The sequence below is a fragment of the Flexivirga lutea genome (assembly GCF_054778955.1).
Genome location: NZ_BAAGZB010000003.1, coordinates 280,357 through 295,468 on the forward strand (window position 1 = coordinate 280,357; position 15,112 = coordinate 295,468).

The 15,112-nt window shown below is 68.7% G+C and carries 17 protein-coding genes; 9 read left to right on the top strand and 8 right to left on the bottom strand.

The genetic code is table 11. The features are described 5' to 3' along the window. Positions 1-34 precede the first annotated feature (34 nt). Positions 35-592, top strand: coding sequence for a GNAT family N-acetyltransferase (locus tag ACYVBN_RS14020; RefSeq protein WP_460601060.1), 558 nt, complete (start codon positions 35-37; stop codon positions 590-592). Between the two features lie 19 nt (positions 593-611). Here ACYVBN_RS14020 and ACYVBN_RS14025 read toward each other — a convergent pair whose 3' ends face one another. Then, positions 612-1,250, bottom strand: coding sequence for an alpha-ketoglutarate-dependent dioxygenase AlkB family protein (locus tag ACYVBN_RS14025; RefSeq protein WP_460601061.1), 639 nt, complete (start codon positions 1,248-1,250; stop codon positions 612-614). A 99-nt stretch (positions 1,251-1,349) separates the two neighbouring features. Continuing rightward, a complete protein-coding gene (locus ACYVBN_RS14030) occupies positions 1,350-2,900 on the bottom strand; it encodes a phytoene desaturase family protein (protein WP_460601062.1) in 1,551 nt (516 codons plus the stop codon). 156 nt (positions 2,901-3,056) lie between these two features. Here ACYVBN_RS14030 and recO point away from each other — a divergent pair, with 156 nt between their 5' ends. The 3 genes from recO (at position 3,057) to ACYVBN_RS14045 (ending at position 5,672) form a co-directional block, all read left to right on the top strand. Then, positions 3,057-3,806, top strand: a complete 750-nt coding sequence (recO, locus tag ACYVBN_RS14035) for a DNA repair protein RecO (protein WP_460601063.1) — start codon at positions 3,057-3,059, stop codon at positions 3,804-3,806. Next, complete coding sequence (locus tag ACYVBN_RS14040; protein WP_460601064.1) at positions 3,803-4,576, top strand: undecaprenyl diphosphate synthase family protein; 774 nt, start codon at positions 3,803-3,805, stop codon at positions 4,574-4,576. The genes recO and ACYVBN_RS14040 overlap by 4 nt, the downstream gene beginning before the upstream one ends. Positions 4,577-4,796: 220 nt before the next feature. After that, on the top strand, positions 4,797-5,672 hold the full coding sequence (locus ACYVBN_RS14045) for a PDDEXK family nuclease (RefSeq protein WP_460601065.1): 876 nt from the start codon (positions 4,797-4,799) through the stop codon (positions 5,670-5,672). A gap of 40 nt (positions 5,673-5,712) precedes the next feature. On the opposite strand, the gene ACYVBN_RS14050 is transcribed toward ACYVBN_RS14045, so the two are convergent. Together ACYVBN_RS14050 and ACYVBN_RS14055 are read right to left on the bottom strand one after the other, a co-directional pair. Continuing rightward, complete coding sequence (locus tag ACYVBN_RS14050; RefSeq protein WP_460601066.1) at positions 5,713-6,126, bottom strand: Fur family transcriptional regulator; 414 nt, start codon at positions 6,124-6,126, stop codon at positions 5,713-5,715. Beyond that, a complete protein-coding gene (locus tag ACYVBN_RS14055; RefSeq protein ID WP_460601067.1) occupies positions 6,123-6,434 on the bottom strand; it encodes a DUF6703 family protein in 312 nt (103 codons plus the stop codon). The genes ACYVBN_RS14050 and ACYVBN_RS14055 overlap by 4 nt, the downstream gene beginning before the upstream one ends. A 144-nt stretch (positions 6,435-6,578) precedes the next feature. On the opposite strand from ACYVBN_RS14055, the gene ACYVBN_RS14060 reads away from it, so the two are divergent. From ACYVBN_RS14060 to ACYVBN_RS14080, 5 genes are read left to right on the top strand one after another with little or no spacing between them, the layout of a single operon-like run. After that, positions 6,579-7,520: an ABC transporter ATP-binding protein gene (locus tag ACYVBN_RS14060; protein WP_460601068.1), complete on the top strand. Its 942-nt coding sequence runs from the start codon at positions 6,579-6,581 to the stop codon at positions 7,518-7,520. Positions 7,521-7,523: 3 nt separating this feature from the next. Beyond that, positions 7,524-8,336, top strand: coding sequence for an ABC transporter permease (locus tag ACYVBN_RS14065; protein ID WP_460601069.1), 813 nt, complete (start codon positions 7,524-7,526; stop codon positions 8,334-8,336). 25 nt (positions 8,337-8,361) lie between these two features. After that, positions 8,362-9,627 (top strand): sensor histidine kinase, encoded by a 1,266-nt coding sequence (locus ACYVBN_RS14070; protein ID WP_460601070.1) that lies wholly within the window; start codon positions 8,362-8,364, stop codon positions 9,625-9,627. A 55-nt stretch (positions 9,628-9,682) separates the two neighbouring features. Continuing rightward, positions 9,683-10,291 (top strand): response regulator, encoded by a 609-nt coding sequence (locus ACYVBN_RS14075; protein WP_460601071.1) that lies wholly within the window; start codon positions 9,683-9,685, stop codon positions 10,289-10,291. 23 nt (positions 10,292-10,314) lie between these two features. Then, positions 10,315-10,818 (top strand): DinB family protein, encoded by a 504-nt coding sequence (locus ACYVBN_RS14080; protein WP_460601072.1) that lies wholly within the window; start codon positions 10,315-10,317, stop codon positions 10,816-10,818. 229 nt (positions 10,819-11,047) lie between these two features. Here ACYVBN_RS14080 and ACYVBN_RS14085 read toward each other — a convergent pair whose 3' ends face one another. The 4 genes from ACYVBN_RS14085 to ACYVBN_RS14100 all read right to left on the bottom strand — a co-directional run bounded on the left by ACYVBN_RS14085 (position 11,048) and on the right by ACYVBN_RS14100 (position 15,050). Continuing rightward, positions 11,048-11,773, bottom strand: coding sequence for an aspartate/glutamate racemase family protein (locus ACYVBN_RS14085; RefSeq protein ID WP_460601073.1), 726 nt, complete (start codon positions 11,771-11,773; stop codon positions 11,048-11,050). Next, complete coding sequence (locus ACYVBN_RS14090; protein ID WP_460601074.1) at positions 11,770-12,699, bottom strand: universal stress protein; 930 nt, start codon at positions 12,697-12,699, stop codon at positions 11,770-11,772. The genes ACYVBN_RS14085 and ACYVBN_RS14090 overlap by 4 nt, the downstream gene beginning before the upstream one ends. Beyond that, positions 12,696-14,273 (bottom strand): NCS1 family nucleobase:cation symporter-1, encoded by a 1,578-nt coding sequence (locus ACYVBN_RS14095; protein WP_460601075.1) that lies wholly within the window; start codon positions 14,271-14,273, stop codon positions 12,696-12,698. The genes ACYVBN_RS14090 and ACYVBN_RS14095 overlap by 4 nt, the downstream gene beginning before the upstream one ends. A 72-nt stretch (positions 14,274-14,345) precedes the next feature. Continuing rightward, positions 14,346-15,050, bottom strand: coding sequence for a GntR family transcriptional regulator (locus tag ACYVBN_RS14100; RefSeq protein WP_460601076.1), 705 nt, complete (start codon positions 15,048-15,050; stop codon positions 14,346-14,348). Positions 15,051-15,112 lie beyond the last annotated feature (62 nt).

A 15,112-nucleotide genomic window follows, 5' to 3' on the forward strand; every position in this document is an offset into this window, starting at 1 on the left:
GGGACTGTAGAGGGTCGTGTGCCAGACTCGCGCGGTGCCCGCCGTGCCCGCCCAGACTTTCTCCGACGTCCCGCTGCGCGAGGGTGACATGTCACTCCGGGCGCCGTCGCCCGACGACGTGCCGGCGATCGTCCGCGCCTGCCGCGATCCGCTGACGCAGCAGTGGCTGCCGCTGCCGAACCCGTATGACGAGACGCACGCCCTGGGCTTCGTCACGGAGCTGGCCGGTGCGGCGTGGCGCAGTGGTGCGGGCATCGTGCGTGCCATCGAGGTGGACGGCCGCTTCGCCGGCATGGTCGACCTGAAGAAGACCGACTGGCGCCGCCGCACCACCGAGATCGGCTACTGGGTCTCACCCGACCAGCGAGGCCGCGGCGTGGCCGGTCGGGCCGCCCGGCTGCTGGGCGACTGGGCGCTGCGCGAGCAAGGCATGGAGCGCGTCGAGATCCGGGCCGCCACCGGAAACCTCGGATCCCAGAAGTCGGCCCTGGCAGCCGGCTACCGCCGTGAGGGCGTGCTCCGCTCGGCGGGTTATGTGCACTCCGGACGGGTCGATCTGGTCGTCTTCGGCAAGACCCGCGCGGATCTCTGAGTCTCCGAGCCCGGCCGGTTCAGCGGACGTCATACGGGCGGAACTGGATGCTGATCCGTGGCCCGGTCGCCTTGGTGCTCTTGGGGATCGCGTGCTCCCACGTCCGCTGTGCCGAGCCGCCCATCACGATGAGGTCGCCGTGCCCGAGCGTATGGCGGATTGCGGCACCACCACCGCCGACCGGGCGCATCGCGAAGACCCGCGGCTGTCCCACCGAGACGATCGCGACCATGGTGTCCTGGGTGCTGGAGCGGCCGATGCGGTCGCCGTGCCAGGCGACCGAGTCGTGGCCGTCGCGGTAGAGGCACATGCCGGCGGTGGTGAACGGCTCGCCGAGCTCGGCCCGGTAGTGCTCGGTCAACGCCGCACGAGCTTGTGCCAGCACGGGATCCGGCAGTTGTTCGTGCGCGTGGTAGAAGCGCAGCAGGCGAGGGGTGTCGACCTCGCGGTCGTACATCTGCCGCCGCTCGGCCCGCCAGTCGACACCGGCGCTGCCGCCGAGCGACAGGCGGCCGAAGAGCTCGTCGGCGCCGGTCAGCCAGCCCGGTCGCAGGTCGATCCAGGCGCCCCTACTCAGCGGCACGCGCCGGATCGCCCCGGCCAGCGGGCGCAGGCCGACCTCGTCCACCTGGTCGAGCAACGAACCCTGCAGAGTCACCCCACAAAGTTCTCCCCCGCTCCGCTCCTCCGATACTTCGCGGGGACCCCGACCAGCCATGTTCACGACATCAGAGTAGACACATGTTCGAATTGATGTCTACCGGTCGAGCAACTCCGAGGCGGCCCTCGCCGAGTGGTAGCCGCCGAGGCCACTGACTCCGCCACCGCGGCGGGAACCGGCGCCGGCCAACAAGATCCGCTCCGACGGCGTCGTCACGCCCCAGCGCTGTGCCGGAGTGTCCAGCGGCTCGTCGTCGGTCGCCCACGGCCAGGAGAGTGGTCCATGGAAGATGTTGCCGCCGGTCATCCGCAATGTGTCCTGCAGGTCACGGGTGGTCTTGGTCTCGACGCACGGGCGTCCATCGAGGTCGGTCAGCACGACGTCGTCGATCGGTTCGGCGAGCACGCTGGACAACGAGTCGAGCACCGCGCGCTCCAGCCGTGCCCGTTCGGCGTCCCCGCCGGACAGCAACCGGTCGGGTGTCTGCAGGGAGAAGACGGTCAGCGTGTGTGCCCCGGACTCCTGCAACTGCGGTGACAGGATCGTCGGATCGGTGAGCGAGTGACAGTAGATCTCAGCAGGCATCGGGGACGGGACTTGCCCGGAAAGTGCCTGCTGGTAAGCGGTTTCGAGGCCTGTGTAGGTCTCGTTGATGTGAAAGGTCCCGCCGAATGCCGCCGCCGGATCGACACCGGCCTCCCGCAATTTCGGCAGGCGACTCAGCAGGAGATTGACCTTGACCTGCGCGCCTTCGGCCGGCGACGGCGTGCGGCCCTGCAGTGTGTCGAGGACCGCCGGCGCCGCGGCCCAGAGCACGAGATCGGCGTCGGCGACGGCCTCGTCGTCCCGGTCCCGCCAGCGGACCGTACCGTCCTGCACCTCGGTGACCTCGCAGCCGGTGCGCAACTCGGCGCCGGCCTCCCGCGCCGCCTGTTCGAGCGCGCCGGAGACGGCACCCATGCCGCCCACGGGCACGTCCCAGTCGCCGGTGCCCCCGCCGATGACGTGGTAGAGGAAGCAGATGTTCTGCTGCAGGTCGGTGTCGTGCGCCCCGGCGAAGGTCGAGATGAGGCCGTCGGTGAGGATGACACCCCGGACAAGGTCGTCCTGCACCGCGCTCTCGATGACTTCGCCGAGGGGCCGGTCGAGGAAGTCACGCACGATCGCGGGATCGCCGATGGCGGCGGCGATCTCGGAGCGCCGCCGCAGCGGCTCGGTCATCGCGGGCCAGATGGCCTGCGCCATACGGCCTGCTCGGGCGTAGAAGTCGGCCCAGCCCGTGACGTCGCCACCCGCGCCGACCGCCGCAAACGAGGCCGCCGTCACCGCTGGGTCGCCGTGGTCGACCAACAAGCCCGTGTCGCCGCCCGGCACCGGCGTGTATGACGCAAAGCGCCTGCGCTTCAACGAGATCCGCAAGCCCAGGTCGTCGATGATCTGCCGGGGCAGCAGGCTGACCAGATAGGAGTAGCGCGACAAGTGGGCGCCCATGCCCGGGAACGCATCGGCCGACACCGACGCGCCGCCGAGATGGTCCTGGCGTTCCAGCAGCAGGACGGAACGACCGGCTCGTGCGAGATAGGCCGCGGCGGTCAGACCGTTGTGGCCGCCGCCGACGACGAGGGCGTCATACCGTGAACGAGGCATGAGGGCAGCGTACGGCCGAGGAGGTCGCTACTGTCGTCACTTTCTCGTGCGGGATCGTCGGTAAGCCCGAGGAGGTCGCTACTGTCGTCACTTTCTCGTGCGGTCGCCGCGTGGCAGTGCGACGACCCGCCCGCCGTCAGGGACAATGGGCACGTCATGGCCACTTATCGCGACGTCGGCATCGTGCTGCGCACCCACAAGCTGGGGGAGACCGACCGCATCGTCACCATGCTCACGCGCGGCCGCGGCGAGATCCGGGCGGTCGCCAAGGGCGTGCGCCGCACCAAGTCGAAGTTCGGGGCTCGGCTCGAGCCGGGCATGATCGTCGATCTGCAGTGCTATGAAGGTCGTTCGCTCGACACGGTCACCCAGGCCGAGATCATTGCGCCGTATGGCGAGCGGCTGGTCCATGACTACGGCGCCTTCACCGCGGCGACCGCCATGCTCGAGACGGCCGAGCGGCTGATCGAGGAACGCGAGGCCGTTCCGCAGCAGTTCAACCTGCTCGCGGGCGCGCTGGCGTCGCTGGCACATCGCGAGCACGACCCGGGGCTGGTGCTCGATTCCTATCTGCTGCGCGCGGTCGCGATCGCCGGCTGGGCGCCCAGCTTCGTCGATTGCGCAGGGTGCGGAGCGGCCGGACCGCACCGGGCCTTCAACCTCGCCTCCGGCGGCGCGGTCTGTTACTCGTGTCGCACCCCGGGCAGCTCCGCCCCGCACCCGGAGACGTTCGCGCTGCTGGCCGCACTGCTCACCGGCGGATGGCAGGTCGCCGACGCCAGCAGCCCCGGCTCCCGGAAGGAAGCCAGCGGACTGGTGGCCGCCTACGTGCAATGGCACCTCGAACGCGGCGTGAGATCGTTGCGTCTCGTGGACCGCACCTCGCAGCTGGAATCGACCCGATGACCGTTGCTCCGCCGCCGCACCCGAGCGGCGCGACGCCTCCCGTCATACCCGCCGCCTTGGTGCCGCAGCACATCGCGATGGTCATGGACGGTAACGGCCGCTGGGCCAACCAGCGCGGCCTGCCGCGCACCAAGGGCCACGAGGCGGGCGAGGCGCAGCTGATCGACGTCATCGCCGGCTGCATCGAGGCGGGCGTGAAGAACCTGTCGGCATACATGTTCTCGACCGAGAACTGGCGCCGCTCGCCCGACGAGGTGCGCTTCCTGATGGGCTTCAACCGCGACGTGATCCGGCGTCGCGTCGATCTGCTGCATTCGTGGGGCGTGCGCTGTCGCTGGTCGGGTCAGCGGCCGCGGCTGTGGCGTTCGGTGCTCAAGGAGCTCCAGCGCGCCGAGGAGATCACCGCCGGCAACACGGTGATGACGCTGCAGATGTGCGTCAACTACGGCGGCCGCGCCGAGATCGCCGATGCCACCCGCCGGATCGCCGAACAGGTGCAGGCGGGCAAGCTCAAGCCGTCCTCGATCAACGAGAAGACAATCGCGCGCCACCTCGCCTGGCCGGACATGCCCGACGTCGACCTCTTCGTGCGCTCGTCCGGGGAGCAGCGCACCAGCAACTTCATGCTCTGGGAGTCGGCGTATGCCGAGATGGTCTTCCTGGACACGCTGTGGCCCGACTTCGACCGGCGCGACCTGTGGCGCGCCATCCAGATCTACGCCGAGCGGGACCGGCGCTTCGGCGGGGCGATCGACGCCGCCAAGGCCTGACCCGCCAGTTGTCCCATGCCAGGAGTGAGCAATAGCTCACCTGTGGCACAGGCGAATTGGGCGAGTCCGGGTTGTCCACAGTCGTTCGGCGGGAAATGCCATGATTCCGCCGGGATCGGCAGATGACCGGTGCGGACGCAGCTCGCAGTCGAACGCCTGTGAGCCCGCGCGGCGCGGCGCGGGGGACTTTGCCAGGAAGCTTGCGGCCGACCATGGCGGTGTGGTGCATCGTCGGGAGCTGGGCGAGCACGGTATCGGGCGGTTCGCCGTTCGCGACGAGATCACCGCCGGGCGCTGGTTCCGCGCCGGGCGCCATACGGTCGTGATCGACACAGCGGTGCTGACGGAGGCCGGGAAACACTGGCGCGCGGTCTGGGAGAGCGGCGCCGGAGCACGACTGGATGGCGCGAGTGCACTGCGTGCGGCCGGACTCACCGGTTTCACGGCCGTCACCATCGATGTGACGATGCCGTCCCGCAACCGGCACCACGCGGTCTCGGACGTTCGGCTGCACCGCGTCGACGATCCATCACCGATCGTCGCTGCCGGCATCCCGCGGGTGGCCGTCGAACCCGCGATGATCCACGCGGCGCAGTGGGCGGTCAGCGACCGGCAGGCGGCACTGCTGATCTGCCTGCCGATCCAGCAGCGATTGACGAACCCACCGCGGTTGCAGATGGCCTGGCGCGGCGTCCGCCGCACGAGCCGACGACAATTCCTCGATGCGGTGATCACCGATGTGACCGATGGCGCACATTCACTCGGAGAACTCGATTTCTCCCGTATGGCGCGTCGCTACGGCCTACCGCCGCCCACCCATCAGGCGGTGCGGTTCGGACCGGGTGGCCGCGTCTACCTGGATGTCTCACGGGATGTCGTGGGTCTGGTGGTGGAGATCGACGGTGGGCATCACGTGCTCGCGCTGAACCCGGTCGACGATGCGCTTCGGCACAACGATCGAGTAGCAGCGGGAGAGCAGGTGCTGCGCATCCCGCTCATCGGTTTTCGGATCGAGTCGGACCGTTTCATGCACCAAGTGCGCCGGAGGTATGACGCGCTCAGCGCACGCCGCCGAGTTGGCCCATGCCAGAGGTGAGGTATAGCTCACGCCTGGCATGGGCCAACCGGGATCGTGATCAGCCCTGCGCGGAGCACTCCGCGCAGATACCGAAGATCTCCACGGTGTGCTCGACCTCGGTGAAACCGTGTTCGGCACTGACGGCGGCGGCCCAGCGCTCCACCTGCGGACCCTCGACCTCGACGGCCCGGCCGCAGCGACGGCATACGAGGTGGTGATGGTGCCCGGTGCTGCAGCGGCGGTAGATCGACTCGCCGTCCGGTGCCCGGAGCACATCCAGTTCGCCATCGGCGGCCATCGTCTGCAGCACGCGGTACACCGTTGCCAGCCCGACGGATTCGCCGCTGTCCCGCAGCGCGGAGTGCAACTCCTGCGCGGAGACGAAGTCCTCCTGGCTGCGCAGCTGGTCGGCGACGGCGGTCTGCTGGCGCGTGGTGCGCCGTGCCGGCTGCTTGTCACCCACTGCGGTCACAACCCGGCGCTGACAATGGCGAGTGCCACCGCGAGCAGCAGCACCGAGCACCGCATCATCCGCTCGATCGGCTGGATCCGCGGCCACGCCAGGTAGAGCAGCCAGGCGACGAGCACGGCGCACAGCCCGAAGCAGACGGTGCCGACCAGGCCGCGGAAGACCGCACCGATCACCAGCAACAGCAGGACGACGAGCGCCGGCAGGGCACGCGGAGCGCGCGCGATCCGCTGCAGCAACGGGTCACTGGCGTGCTCGACACGGACACGGAACGGCGACGCACTGACGGTCGGACGGGAGGAAGCAGACATCCCCTCCAGGATATCCGCCGCGCCCAGTGGCTGATGACAGCCGGCCGGACGACTCCCGGTGCGAGCCGCCCATGACCGATGTCATGGGAACGTCGTGATGCGCGGCAGGGGAGCGCACGGGCCGGGCACGGCAGAGTGCAGGACATGATGACGACACAGCAGCCGGGAGCCATGACCGTCCCGGAGCCGCAGGGGGCGCCGGCGATCGAACTCGTCGGCCTGGAGAAGAGTTTCGGCGCGGTGCACGCCGTGCGCGGTCTGGATCTCACCGTCGAGCAGGGCGAGATCGTCGCCTTCCTCGGCCCGAACGGCGCCGGCAAGACCACCACCATCGACATGATGCTGGGCCTGTCCACGCCGGACGCCGGAAGCGCGCGAGTCTTCGGCATGGATCCGCGGGACGCCATCGGCCGCGGCTTGGTCGCGGCGGTCATGCAGACCGGTGGCCTGCTCAATGACCTCACGGTCCGCGAGACCGTCGACCTGACCGCCAGCCTCTTCGTCCAGACCCGGTCGGTCGAGGAGTGCCTCGCACGAGCCGGCATCGCCGACATCGGCGACCGGCGGGTGCACAAGTGCTCCGGCGGTCAGCAGCAGCGCCTCCGCTTCGCGATGGCGCTGGTGTCCGACCCGGCCCTGGTGGTGCTGGACGAACCGACCACCGGCATGGACGTCACCGGGCGCCGCGACTTCTGGTCCGCGATCCGGCAGGACGCACAACGCGGCCGGACCGTGCTCTTCGCCACCCACTATCTGGAGGAGGCCGATCAGTATGCCGACCGGATCGTCCTGGTCCGCAAGGGACAGATCGTGGCCGACGGCACCGGCGCCCAGATCAAGGCGATGGCGACCGGCCGCATCGTCCGGGCCACGATGAGCGGCCTCAGCGATCAGCAGCTGGCCGCCATACCAGGTGTGGATTCCGTGGAAGTGCAGGGTGATTCGGTCTCGCTGCACTCCAAGGACAGCGACGCCGTCGCCCGCTACCTGTTCGCCCACACCAACGCCCGCGACGTGGAGATCACCGCTCGCGGCTTGGAAGACGCTTTCATCGCTCTCACCGGCGACGACCAGCAAGGAGCCTGACCGATGACCGACTACACAGCCATTAGCGCAGTCCCGGCGGCCGACCGCATCAATCTGGAGCGGCGGGTGCCCACTCGAGGTGGGTTCAACGGACGCCTGCTGCGGATCGAACTCGTACGGGTGCTGCGCAACAAGCGGACGATGATCTTCACCGTGCTGCTGCCGGTCGTGTTCTACGCAGCATTCGGTGCGACGCAGACCGGCACGTTCGCGGGCTCGTCAGTCGACGTCAAGGCCTACGAAATGATCACCTTCGCGCTGTACGGCGCCTTCGCCGCCGCAGCTGCGATCGGTGCGAGTGTCGCCGTCGAGCGCGCGCAGGGCTGGAGCCGGCAGTTGCGTCTTACGCCACTGACCGGCACTGCATACATCTCGGTGAAGGTGGTGTGCGCCATGGTGGCTGCTGCACTACCGGTCATCATTGTGTTCGCCATCGGGACGGCCACCGGCGCAACGATTTCTGCCGGCGCTTGGGGAGCCTCTGTGGTGCTGTCGTGGCTGTGCGGCAGCCTGCTGGCCTCTCTCGGACTCTTCGTCGGCTACCTGGTGCCCTCGGAGAACGCGATGCAGATCCTCGGCCCCGGCATCTCCTTGCTGGCGCTCGCTGGTGGATTGTTCATCCCGCTGGAGGTCATGAACCACACGATGCAGACCATCGCCTCCTTCACCCCACTCTGGGGCCTGTCTCAGATGGCCCGTTATCCACTGCTCGGCGGATCGTTCGACCCGATGTGGCTTGTCAGCGCGGTGCTGTGGATCGGACTCTTCTTCGCCGGTGCCGTATGGCGCTTCCGTCGCGACACCAGCCGCGTGTGACCCCGGGAATGGCAGACTGACGGCGATGGACGACAACAAGCAACCGACGCGGCAGGCCTCTCCCGCGTCGGTTGCCGCCTGCGAGCAGGCGCAGCGGGACGAGCCGGTCAGCAATCGGCTCATCATGCTCTTCTGGGCGGGCGTGTGGCTGTTCTGGATGTTGCAGCCGCTGATCGACGCGCTGCGGCACCTCGACACGGTCGGCGGCATGGTCGGCGTCGTGGCGGTGCCGGTCTTCTGCGCGGTCTACTTGTGGCACTTCTACGCCTGCCGGGCGGCGTTCTTCCGGCTGTCCTATCCGTGGGGCTACCAGGCCCGCCCGCGGGACGTGATCCGCTACCTCGCGCTCGGGATGCTCGCCATCGTCTGCGTGGTCGCCGTCGGCCAGGACGGCATCGCCGCGATCATCTTCTTCGCGCTCTCCGGACTGTGGACCCTGCCGTTGCTCTGGGGCTGGATCACCGTCATCTCGGCGGCGGTGGCCTACATCCTGTTGTGGAACCTGCCCGGGTGGCATTCGGATCCCAGCAGTTTCGTCGGTCTGGGCTTCGGCGCGGTGGCCATCACGGTCGGCATGGTGGCCGGGCGACGCCAGCACCAGTTGCGTGAGTCCCGGCAGGTCAACGCCGAGCTGATGGTGCAACAGGAACGCAACCGGATGGCGCGCGACCTGCACGACATCCTGGGCCATTCGCTGACGGTCATCACCGTGAAGGCGGAGCTGGCCGGCCGGCTGATGGACGCCGGCGCCGACGAGCGGGCACGTGCCGAGGTCGCCGATCTGGAGCGCCTGTCGCGCACTGCGCTGGCCGATGTGCGCCGCGCCGTCGAGGGCTACCGGGAGATCTCGTTGTCCGGTGAACTCGCGCGCGCCAAGGAGGCACTCGCCGCCGCCGGCATCACTGCCAGCACCCCCACCGCACTCGACCAGGTGCCGGCGGATCTGGTCGAGCCGTTCGCCTGGACCGTGCGCGAGTGCGTCACCAATGTGCTCCGGCACAGCAAGGCCTCGCGCTGCACCATCACCGTCACGCCGTCGTCCATCACCGTGTGCGACGACGGTGTCGGAGCCGGCAGCGGTGATCGCCGCGGCGACGGCAACGGGTTGACGGGCCTGCGGGAGCGAGCCCTTGCCGCGGGCGCTGTGCTCATCACCACTGCCGTCGAACCCCACGGCTTCTCGGTCACTGTCGCTGCCGCCTCGGCCGCCCCGCTCGACACGGGGGCCGCGGGCGACGACGCGTCGTGGCGCCATACAGTCGGGCGATCGTCGGGCGAGGCGATGGCGTGAGCACCCCACGACGTGCGCCCCGACCCACTCTTCCGACACCTCGCGGAGACCACGTATGACGATCAAGGTGATGCTCGCGGACGACCAGGCGCTGGTGCGAGGGGCACTCGCCGCACTGCTGGAGCTGGAGCACGACCTCACGGTCGTGAGCGAGGTCGGTGACGGCAGCGACGTCGTCGCCGCGGCGCGTGAGACGCGTCCCGACGTCGTCCTGATGGATGTCGAGATGCCCGGCACGGACGGCATCACCGCGACCGCCGAGCTGCGCGCCGCAGTGCCGGAAGCCCGGGTGCTCATCGTGACGACCTTCGGCAGGCCGGGCTACCTGCGGCGCGGACTGCAAGCAGGCGCAGCCGGTTTCGTCGTCAAGGACACACCGGCCCGCGAGCTCGCCGACGCCGTGCGCCGCGTCCACGAAGGCCTGCGCGTGGTCGACCCGGCGCTCGCGACCGACAGCCTGATCGCGGGGGAGTCGCCGCTGACCGCACGCGAGACCGACGTACTGCGCGCGGCCCGCGGTGGTGGCACGGTCGCCGACATCGCCGGCGTGCTCTTCCTCTCGGAGGGCACCGTCCGCAACCACCTGTCGGCGGTGATCGGCAAGACCGGTGCTCGCACCCGCGCGGAAGCGGCGCAGATCGCCGAGACCAACGGGTGGTTGTAGGCAGTAGCGTGCTGGCCATGAGTATGGCGACCGAGCGCCCCGACTTTCGGCCCGACGAGTTCGATGCGGTGATGGGCTGGTATCGCCTGCAGCGCGGGATCGTCCGGCTGAAGTGCGAGGGCGTGTCGGACGCGGATGCGCACCGGGCCGTCATACCGACGTCGCCGCTGATGAGCATTGCTGGGGTCGTCTCACACCTGCGTTGGGCTGAGGAGTTGTGGTTCAGCGAGGTGCTGCAAGGCAAGCCGGGTGCGGGGAGCGGCTTTGACGATGTGGACGACTCCGAGTTCGAGGTCGGCGACGTGCCGCTGACGCAGTTGCTGGACGAATACGAAGCAGCTTGCGCCCGATCCGACGTCGCGATCGCAGCTGCCGGCTTCGACGCGACCGGTTCGACGGCGCTGCATCCGGTAGGCGAAGCCTCGGTGCGCTGGATGGTGCTGCACATGCTCGAGGAGACGGCCCGGCATGTTGGCCAACTCGACATCATCCGCGAGATGTTGGATGGGACGAAAAGCTACTTCTGAGTCGAAGCCGGCGCCCCGGAGTCAGATTCGATCGGCTCACGTGCATAAGCCTCAACGGTTGCGGGTTGGGTGCGCGGATCGGCCGAAACTCGTGCATAGCCCTCAACCGTCGCGGGTTGTGGACGCGCATCGGCTGAATCTCGTGCATAACTGGCAACGGTCGCTGGTTGGGTGCACGGATCGGTCGAAGTCCCGTACATAACCGGCAACGGTTGCTGGTTGGGGTGCGTCACGAGCGGGGTATCGGCCACCCGGTGATGCGCTTGGGGCGTGGCGGCGCGTAGGTGCGCACTTTCGAGGTCCGCAGCCCGAGACGGTGCAGGCCCTCGGCGACGGTCACCGCCGCCGCCACACCGTCGACCACCGGGACGCCGGTGCGTTCCTCGATCCGGTCCTCCAGATCGGCCATGCCACCACAGCCGAGGCAGATCACCTCCGCCTTGTCCTCCGCCACCGCGAGTTCGCACTCGCGGACGATCGCCTCGACGGCGCGCTCGGGCTCGGCCTCCAGCTCCAGCACGGCCATCCCGGACGAACGGACCGACGCCAGCCGGCGGTCCAGGCCGGCCAGCAGCAGCCGGTCCTCGATGAGCGGGACGGTCCGGTCCAGGGTCGTGACGACGCTGTACCGGTGGCCGAGGAACTGCGCGGTGGACGCGGCGGCCTCGGTGATGTCCACGACCGGCACGTCCAGCAGCTCCTGGAGCCCTTCGCGGCCGTGCTCGCCGTAACCGGCCTGTATGACGGCGTCGAACGCGCCGTCATACGCCATGACCCGCTCCATGACCGCGACGGCCGCCAGGTAGCTCTCGACGTTTCCCTCGCAGGACTCGGCGCCGAAGTAGGGCGTCAGCGGGATGATCTCGGTGCCGGGTGCGGCCGCGGCCCGGGCGGCCTCACCGATCGACTTGGTCATGGTCTCGGTCGTGTTGACGTTGACGACGAGGATCTTCATCGGTCCCCTCCCGGCCGGTCGCTCTCGGCTCGTTCGACGAGCGTCGGGACCGCGTCACCGGGCAGGATGATGACCGGCACCGGCGACTCGTGCACGATCCGCATCCCGGTCGATCCGAGGAACACCCGGCGCCCCGGGCCCATGTCGCTCGAGCCGACGACCAAGGTGTCGCCGGTATCCCAGCCCACATCCGCGATCGCGTCGGCCCAGTCCTCCCCGAAACCGATTGCGGTTGCGTCGATCTCGGGAGGGTGCGGCAGAGCCTGCACCTCGGTCAGTGCACGGTCGGCGCTGTCCTGCACGTCGGTGGTGACCGCCGACCGCAACTCGTCCTGCGCGATGAGATCCGTCGTGAGGCTGCGTGCCCGCAACGAGAACGACGTCAGACGAAGCGCGGCGCCCATCTCCGCGGCCATGCCGGCCGCGGCCAGGACCAGGCCCGACGTGCCGGCGAGACCGCCGTAGGCGACGTCGAGCCGCCGGATCCGGGCGCGATCGTGGCTGTGGAACCCGCGCGGTGCCAGCGCGATCGGGACCGGACTCGAATGCACCAGGTGGTTGGTGACGCTGCCGAGGCTGACCCGTCCGAACGCGCCCCGGGAGGAGTTGCCGACGACGATGAGGCCGGCGTCCTCCGCCTCGGCCACCTCGACCAGGCCGCTGGGGACCGACCGGGCGTCCTGGATGCGGAACTCCGCGTCGACGTCGTCCGGGGTGTCACCCTTGGCCTCCGCCAGCTCGGTGAAGAGCTGCTGACGCAACAGGCTGGTGTACTGGAAGTCGACGCGCGCCACCGAAGGCGCCGAGGGGGTCGCCAGCACCATCGTGACCAGCAGCTTCGACCGGGTGGACCGAGCGATGAAGGCACCGAGCTGCAGCGCCTCGCGTCCGACGACACCGGGCTGGTAGGCGACGATCGTTGTCATGACGGTTCTCCGTTCGGGTCAGTGATGGGCCTGTACGGCGATCGCCTCGCCGTCGACCTCACGGAACGTGCGGGACCGGTCGGCCACGACGAGGTAGAGCACGAACGCGATGCCGGCGGCGATGAACCAGGAGAACGGCCCCCATGGCCCAGCGCGTTCAGCGCGTGGATCTGACCGGAGAAGGCGAAGGCGATGGAGATCAGCGCCGAGGGCACCAGGGCGATCACCGCGCGCTGGTTGACCCCGTTGCTGTAGTGGTAGTCGCCGCTCGGTGCGAACGTGTAGAGGTCCGGGACGTTCACCCGCTGCTTGCGCAGGACCCAGTAGTCGGCCATCACGATGCCGAACAGCGGCCCGAGCACCGCGCCCAGACCACCCAGGAAGTACGTGATCACGGTGGGGGAGTTGTAGAGGTTCCAGGGCAGGATCACGAACCCGATGACGCCGGAGATGATCGCTGACTTGCGGAAGTCCAGCTTCTTGGGGGCGATGTTCGTCAGGGCGTAGGCGGGCGCGACGAAGTTGGCCATCAGGTTCACGCCGACCGTGAGGATGACCAGGGCCAGGCAGGCAAGGACGAGGAACGGCGTGCTGAACGTGTGGACGACGTCCTCGGGACCGGCGATGACCGAGCCGTCGATGGTGAAGCGGCCCCCGGCCAGCAGGACGACGATGCCACCGAAGAAGAGCATGTTGGCGGGGATGCCGGCGATGTTGCCCAGCACAATGGATCGCTTCGACTTCGCTCCACGGGTGAAGTCGCAGAAGTTCAGCACGAAGGTCCCGTAGATCGCGACCCATCCGGAGGCGCCGGCGAGGATCTCGTGCCACATGTCCCAGCCGTGCAGGGCCCACGGCTTGCCGTGCAGCAGCGGCTCGGGTTCCCAGGTGATGTGACCCTTGGCCTGGACGATCACTGCGACGGCCATGCCGAGGAAGGTGAGCAGGATGATCGGCCCGGAGTACGCCTCGAACTTGCGCACCATCTCGATGCCGTAGCAGGCGATGATCACTTGCAGCACCCACAGCACCGCGAAACAGATCCAGCCGAGGTAGTTGAGGCCGAGCAGCTGGTGTTCGGTCAACGACTGCGCGCTCGGGAAGAGCGCGAGCACCAGGATGTTGCACACCAAGGACGCCAGGTAGGTCTGGATGCCGAACCACGCGATGGCCACGCCGCCGCGGAACAGCGCGGGGATGTGGGCACCGCGGACACCGAAACTGATCCGGCTCATCACCGGGAACGGAACGCCGACCTTGTAGCCGACGAATCCGGAGATGGTCAGCAGCACCAGCAGGAAGACCGAGCCGAAGCCCATCGCGAGCAGGATCTGCCACGCGCCCAGACCGAGGGCGAACAGGCCGATCGCGAACGTGTAGTTGCCCAGGCTGTGCACGTCGTTGGCCCACAGCGCGAAGATGTTGTAGGAACTCCAGGTCCGGCCCACCTTCTTGGACGGTGCGATGTCGTAGTTGTACAGCCGGTGATCGCAGTCGGTCGCGATGACGTCCGTGCCGGCCGTGTCGTGCTGACCGAATTCCACGGGCTGATCTATGCGTTCGGTGTTCGACATCGCGCCTCCTAAGCGTTGCCAGCAATCTAGGAGCGCATGCCCGCCCGGTGGGGAGCCCGGAAGATATATCCGTCAGGGCGCAGATATATCTCCGGAGGCATTGCGTGACTCGTCGATGTATGCCGTCAGCCGGCTGTGGTGGGCGCGAGCGGCCGAGCTCAGCTGTGCGCCGTCACGGTGCAGGAACGCCTCGAGCATCCGGGTGTGGTCGGTCTGCAGCTGTGATCGTTGTGCCGCATCGAGCAGACTCATGGCCTGCGAGGGCTCGGTGAGGTCGGCCACCAGCTTCAGCATGTGCAGCAGTCGCGGCATACCGCACGGCGCGAGCAGGATCTCGTGGAACGATCGGCTGAGGTTCTGATAGCGCGGCACGTCGTCCGCCTCGATCGCAGCCATCAGCTCGCGATGGGTCGTGGCGGCCCGCTGGTCGTGCTCCTCGGTGGCGGCGGCGGTGGCCGCCTCGATGGCCGCCGCTTCCAGGGCGCCGCGCACCAGGTAGAGCTCGTGCAACTCGGGCCCGCTGAGCACGGTCACGGTGTAGCCGCCGCGTGGCCGGTGGCGCACCAGTCCTTCACCGATGAGCGTCTTGAGAGCTTCCCGGACCGGGATCGGGCTGACCTGGAACACCGCACCGATCTGGTCCACCGGCAGGTTCGCCCCCGGAGGTATCTGGCCCGCGACGATGACCCGCCGGAGTTCGCTCAGCACATAGGGGCCGGTGGCGTACCCGTCCGGGCGGCGAAGTTGCGTGACCCAGTCACTCACCTCAGTAGTCATTCCGACCAGTATCCCGCCTCGTTGCCCGCGTGGACGTCGGAAGCGCGATTTGGGCCGGGCGC

Excerpts from the sequence above, each read along its gene's own strand:
- ACYVBN_RS14030 (WP_460601062.1), bottom strand. The coding sequence starts at position 2,900 with ATGCCTCGTTCACGGTATGACGCCCTCGTCGTCGGCGGCGGCCACAAC.
- recO (WP_460601063.1), top strand. The coding sequence starts at position 3,057 with ATGGCCACTTATCGCGACGTCGGCATCGTGCTGCGCACCCACAAGCTG.
- ACYVBN_RS14040 (WP_460601064.1), top strand. The coding sequence starts at position 3,803 with ATGACCGTTGCTCCGCCGCCGCACCCGAGCGGCGCGACGCCTCCCGTC.
- ACYVBN_RS14055 (WP_460601067.1), bottom strand. The coding sequence starts at position 6,434 with ATGTCTGCTTCCTCCCGTCCGACCGTCAGTGCGTCGCCGTTCCGTGTC.
- ACYVBN_RS14060 (WP_460601068.1), top strand. The coding sequence starts at position 6,579 with ATGATGACGACACAGCAGCCGGGAGCCATGACCGTCCCGGAGCCGCAG.
- ACYVBN_RS14065 (WP_460601069.1), top strand. The coding sequence starts at position 7,524 with ATGACCGACTACACAGCCATTAGCGCAGTCCCGGCGGCCGACCGCATC.
- ACYVBN_RS14070 (WP_460601070.1), top strand. The coding sequence starts at position 8,362 with ATGGACGACAACAAGCAACCGACGCGGCAGGCCTCTCCCGCGTCGGTT.
- ACYVBN_RS14075 (WP_460601071.1), top strand. The coding sequence starts at position 9,683 with ATGACGATCAAGGTGATGCTCGCGGACGACCAGGCGCTGGTGCGAGGG.
- ACYVBN_RS14080 (WP_460601072.1), top strand. The coding sequence starts at position 10,315 with ATGGCGACCGAGCGCCCCGACTTTCGGCCCGACGAGTTCGATGCGGTG.
- ACYVBN_RS14085 (WP_460601073.1), bottom strand. The coding sequence starts at position 11,773 with ATGAAGATCCTCGTCGTCAACGTCAACACGACCGAGACCATGACCAAG.
- ACYVBN_RS14090 (WP_460601074.1), bottom strand. The coding sequence starts at position 12,699 with ATGACAACGATCGTCGCCTACCAGCCCGGTGTCGTCGGACGCGAGGCG.
- ACYVBN_RS14095 (WP_460601075.1), bottom strand. The coding sequence starts at position 14,273 with ATGTCGAACACCGAACGCATAGATCAGCCCGTGGAATTCGGTCAGCAC.
- ACYVBN_RS14100 (WP_460601076.1), bottom strand. The coding sequence starts at position 15,050 with ATGACTACTGAGGTGAGTGACTGGGTCACGCAACTTCGCCGCCCGGAC.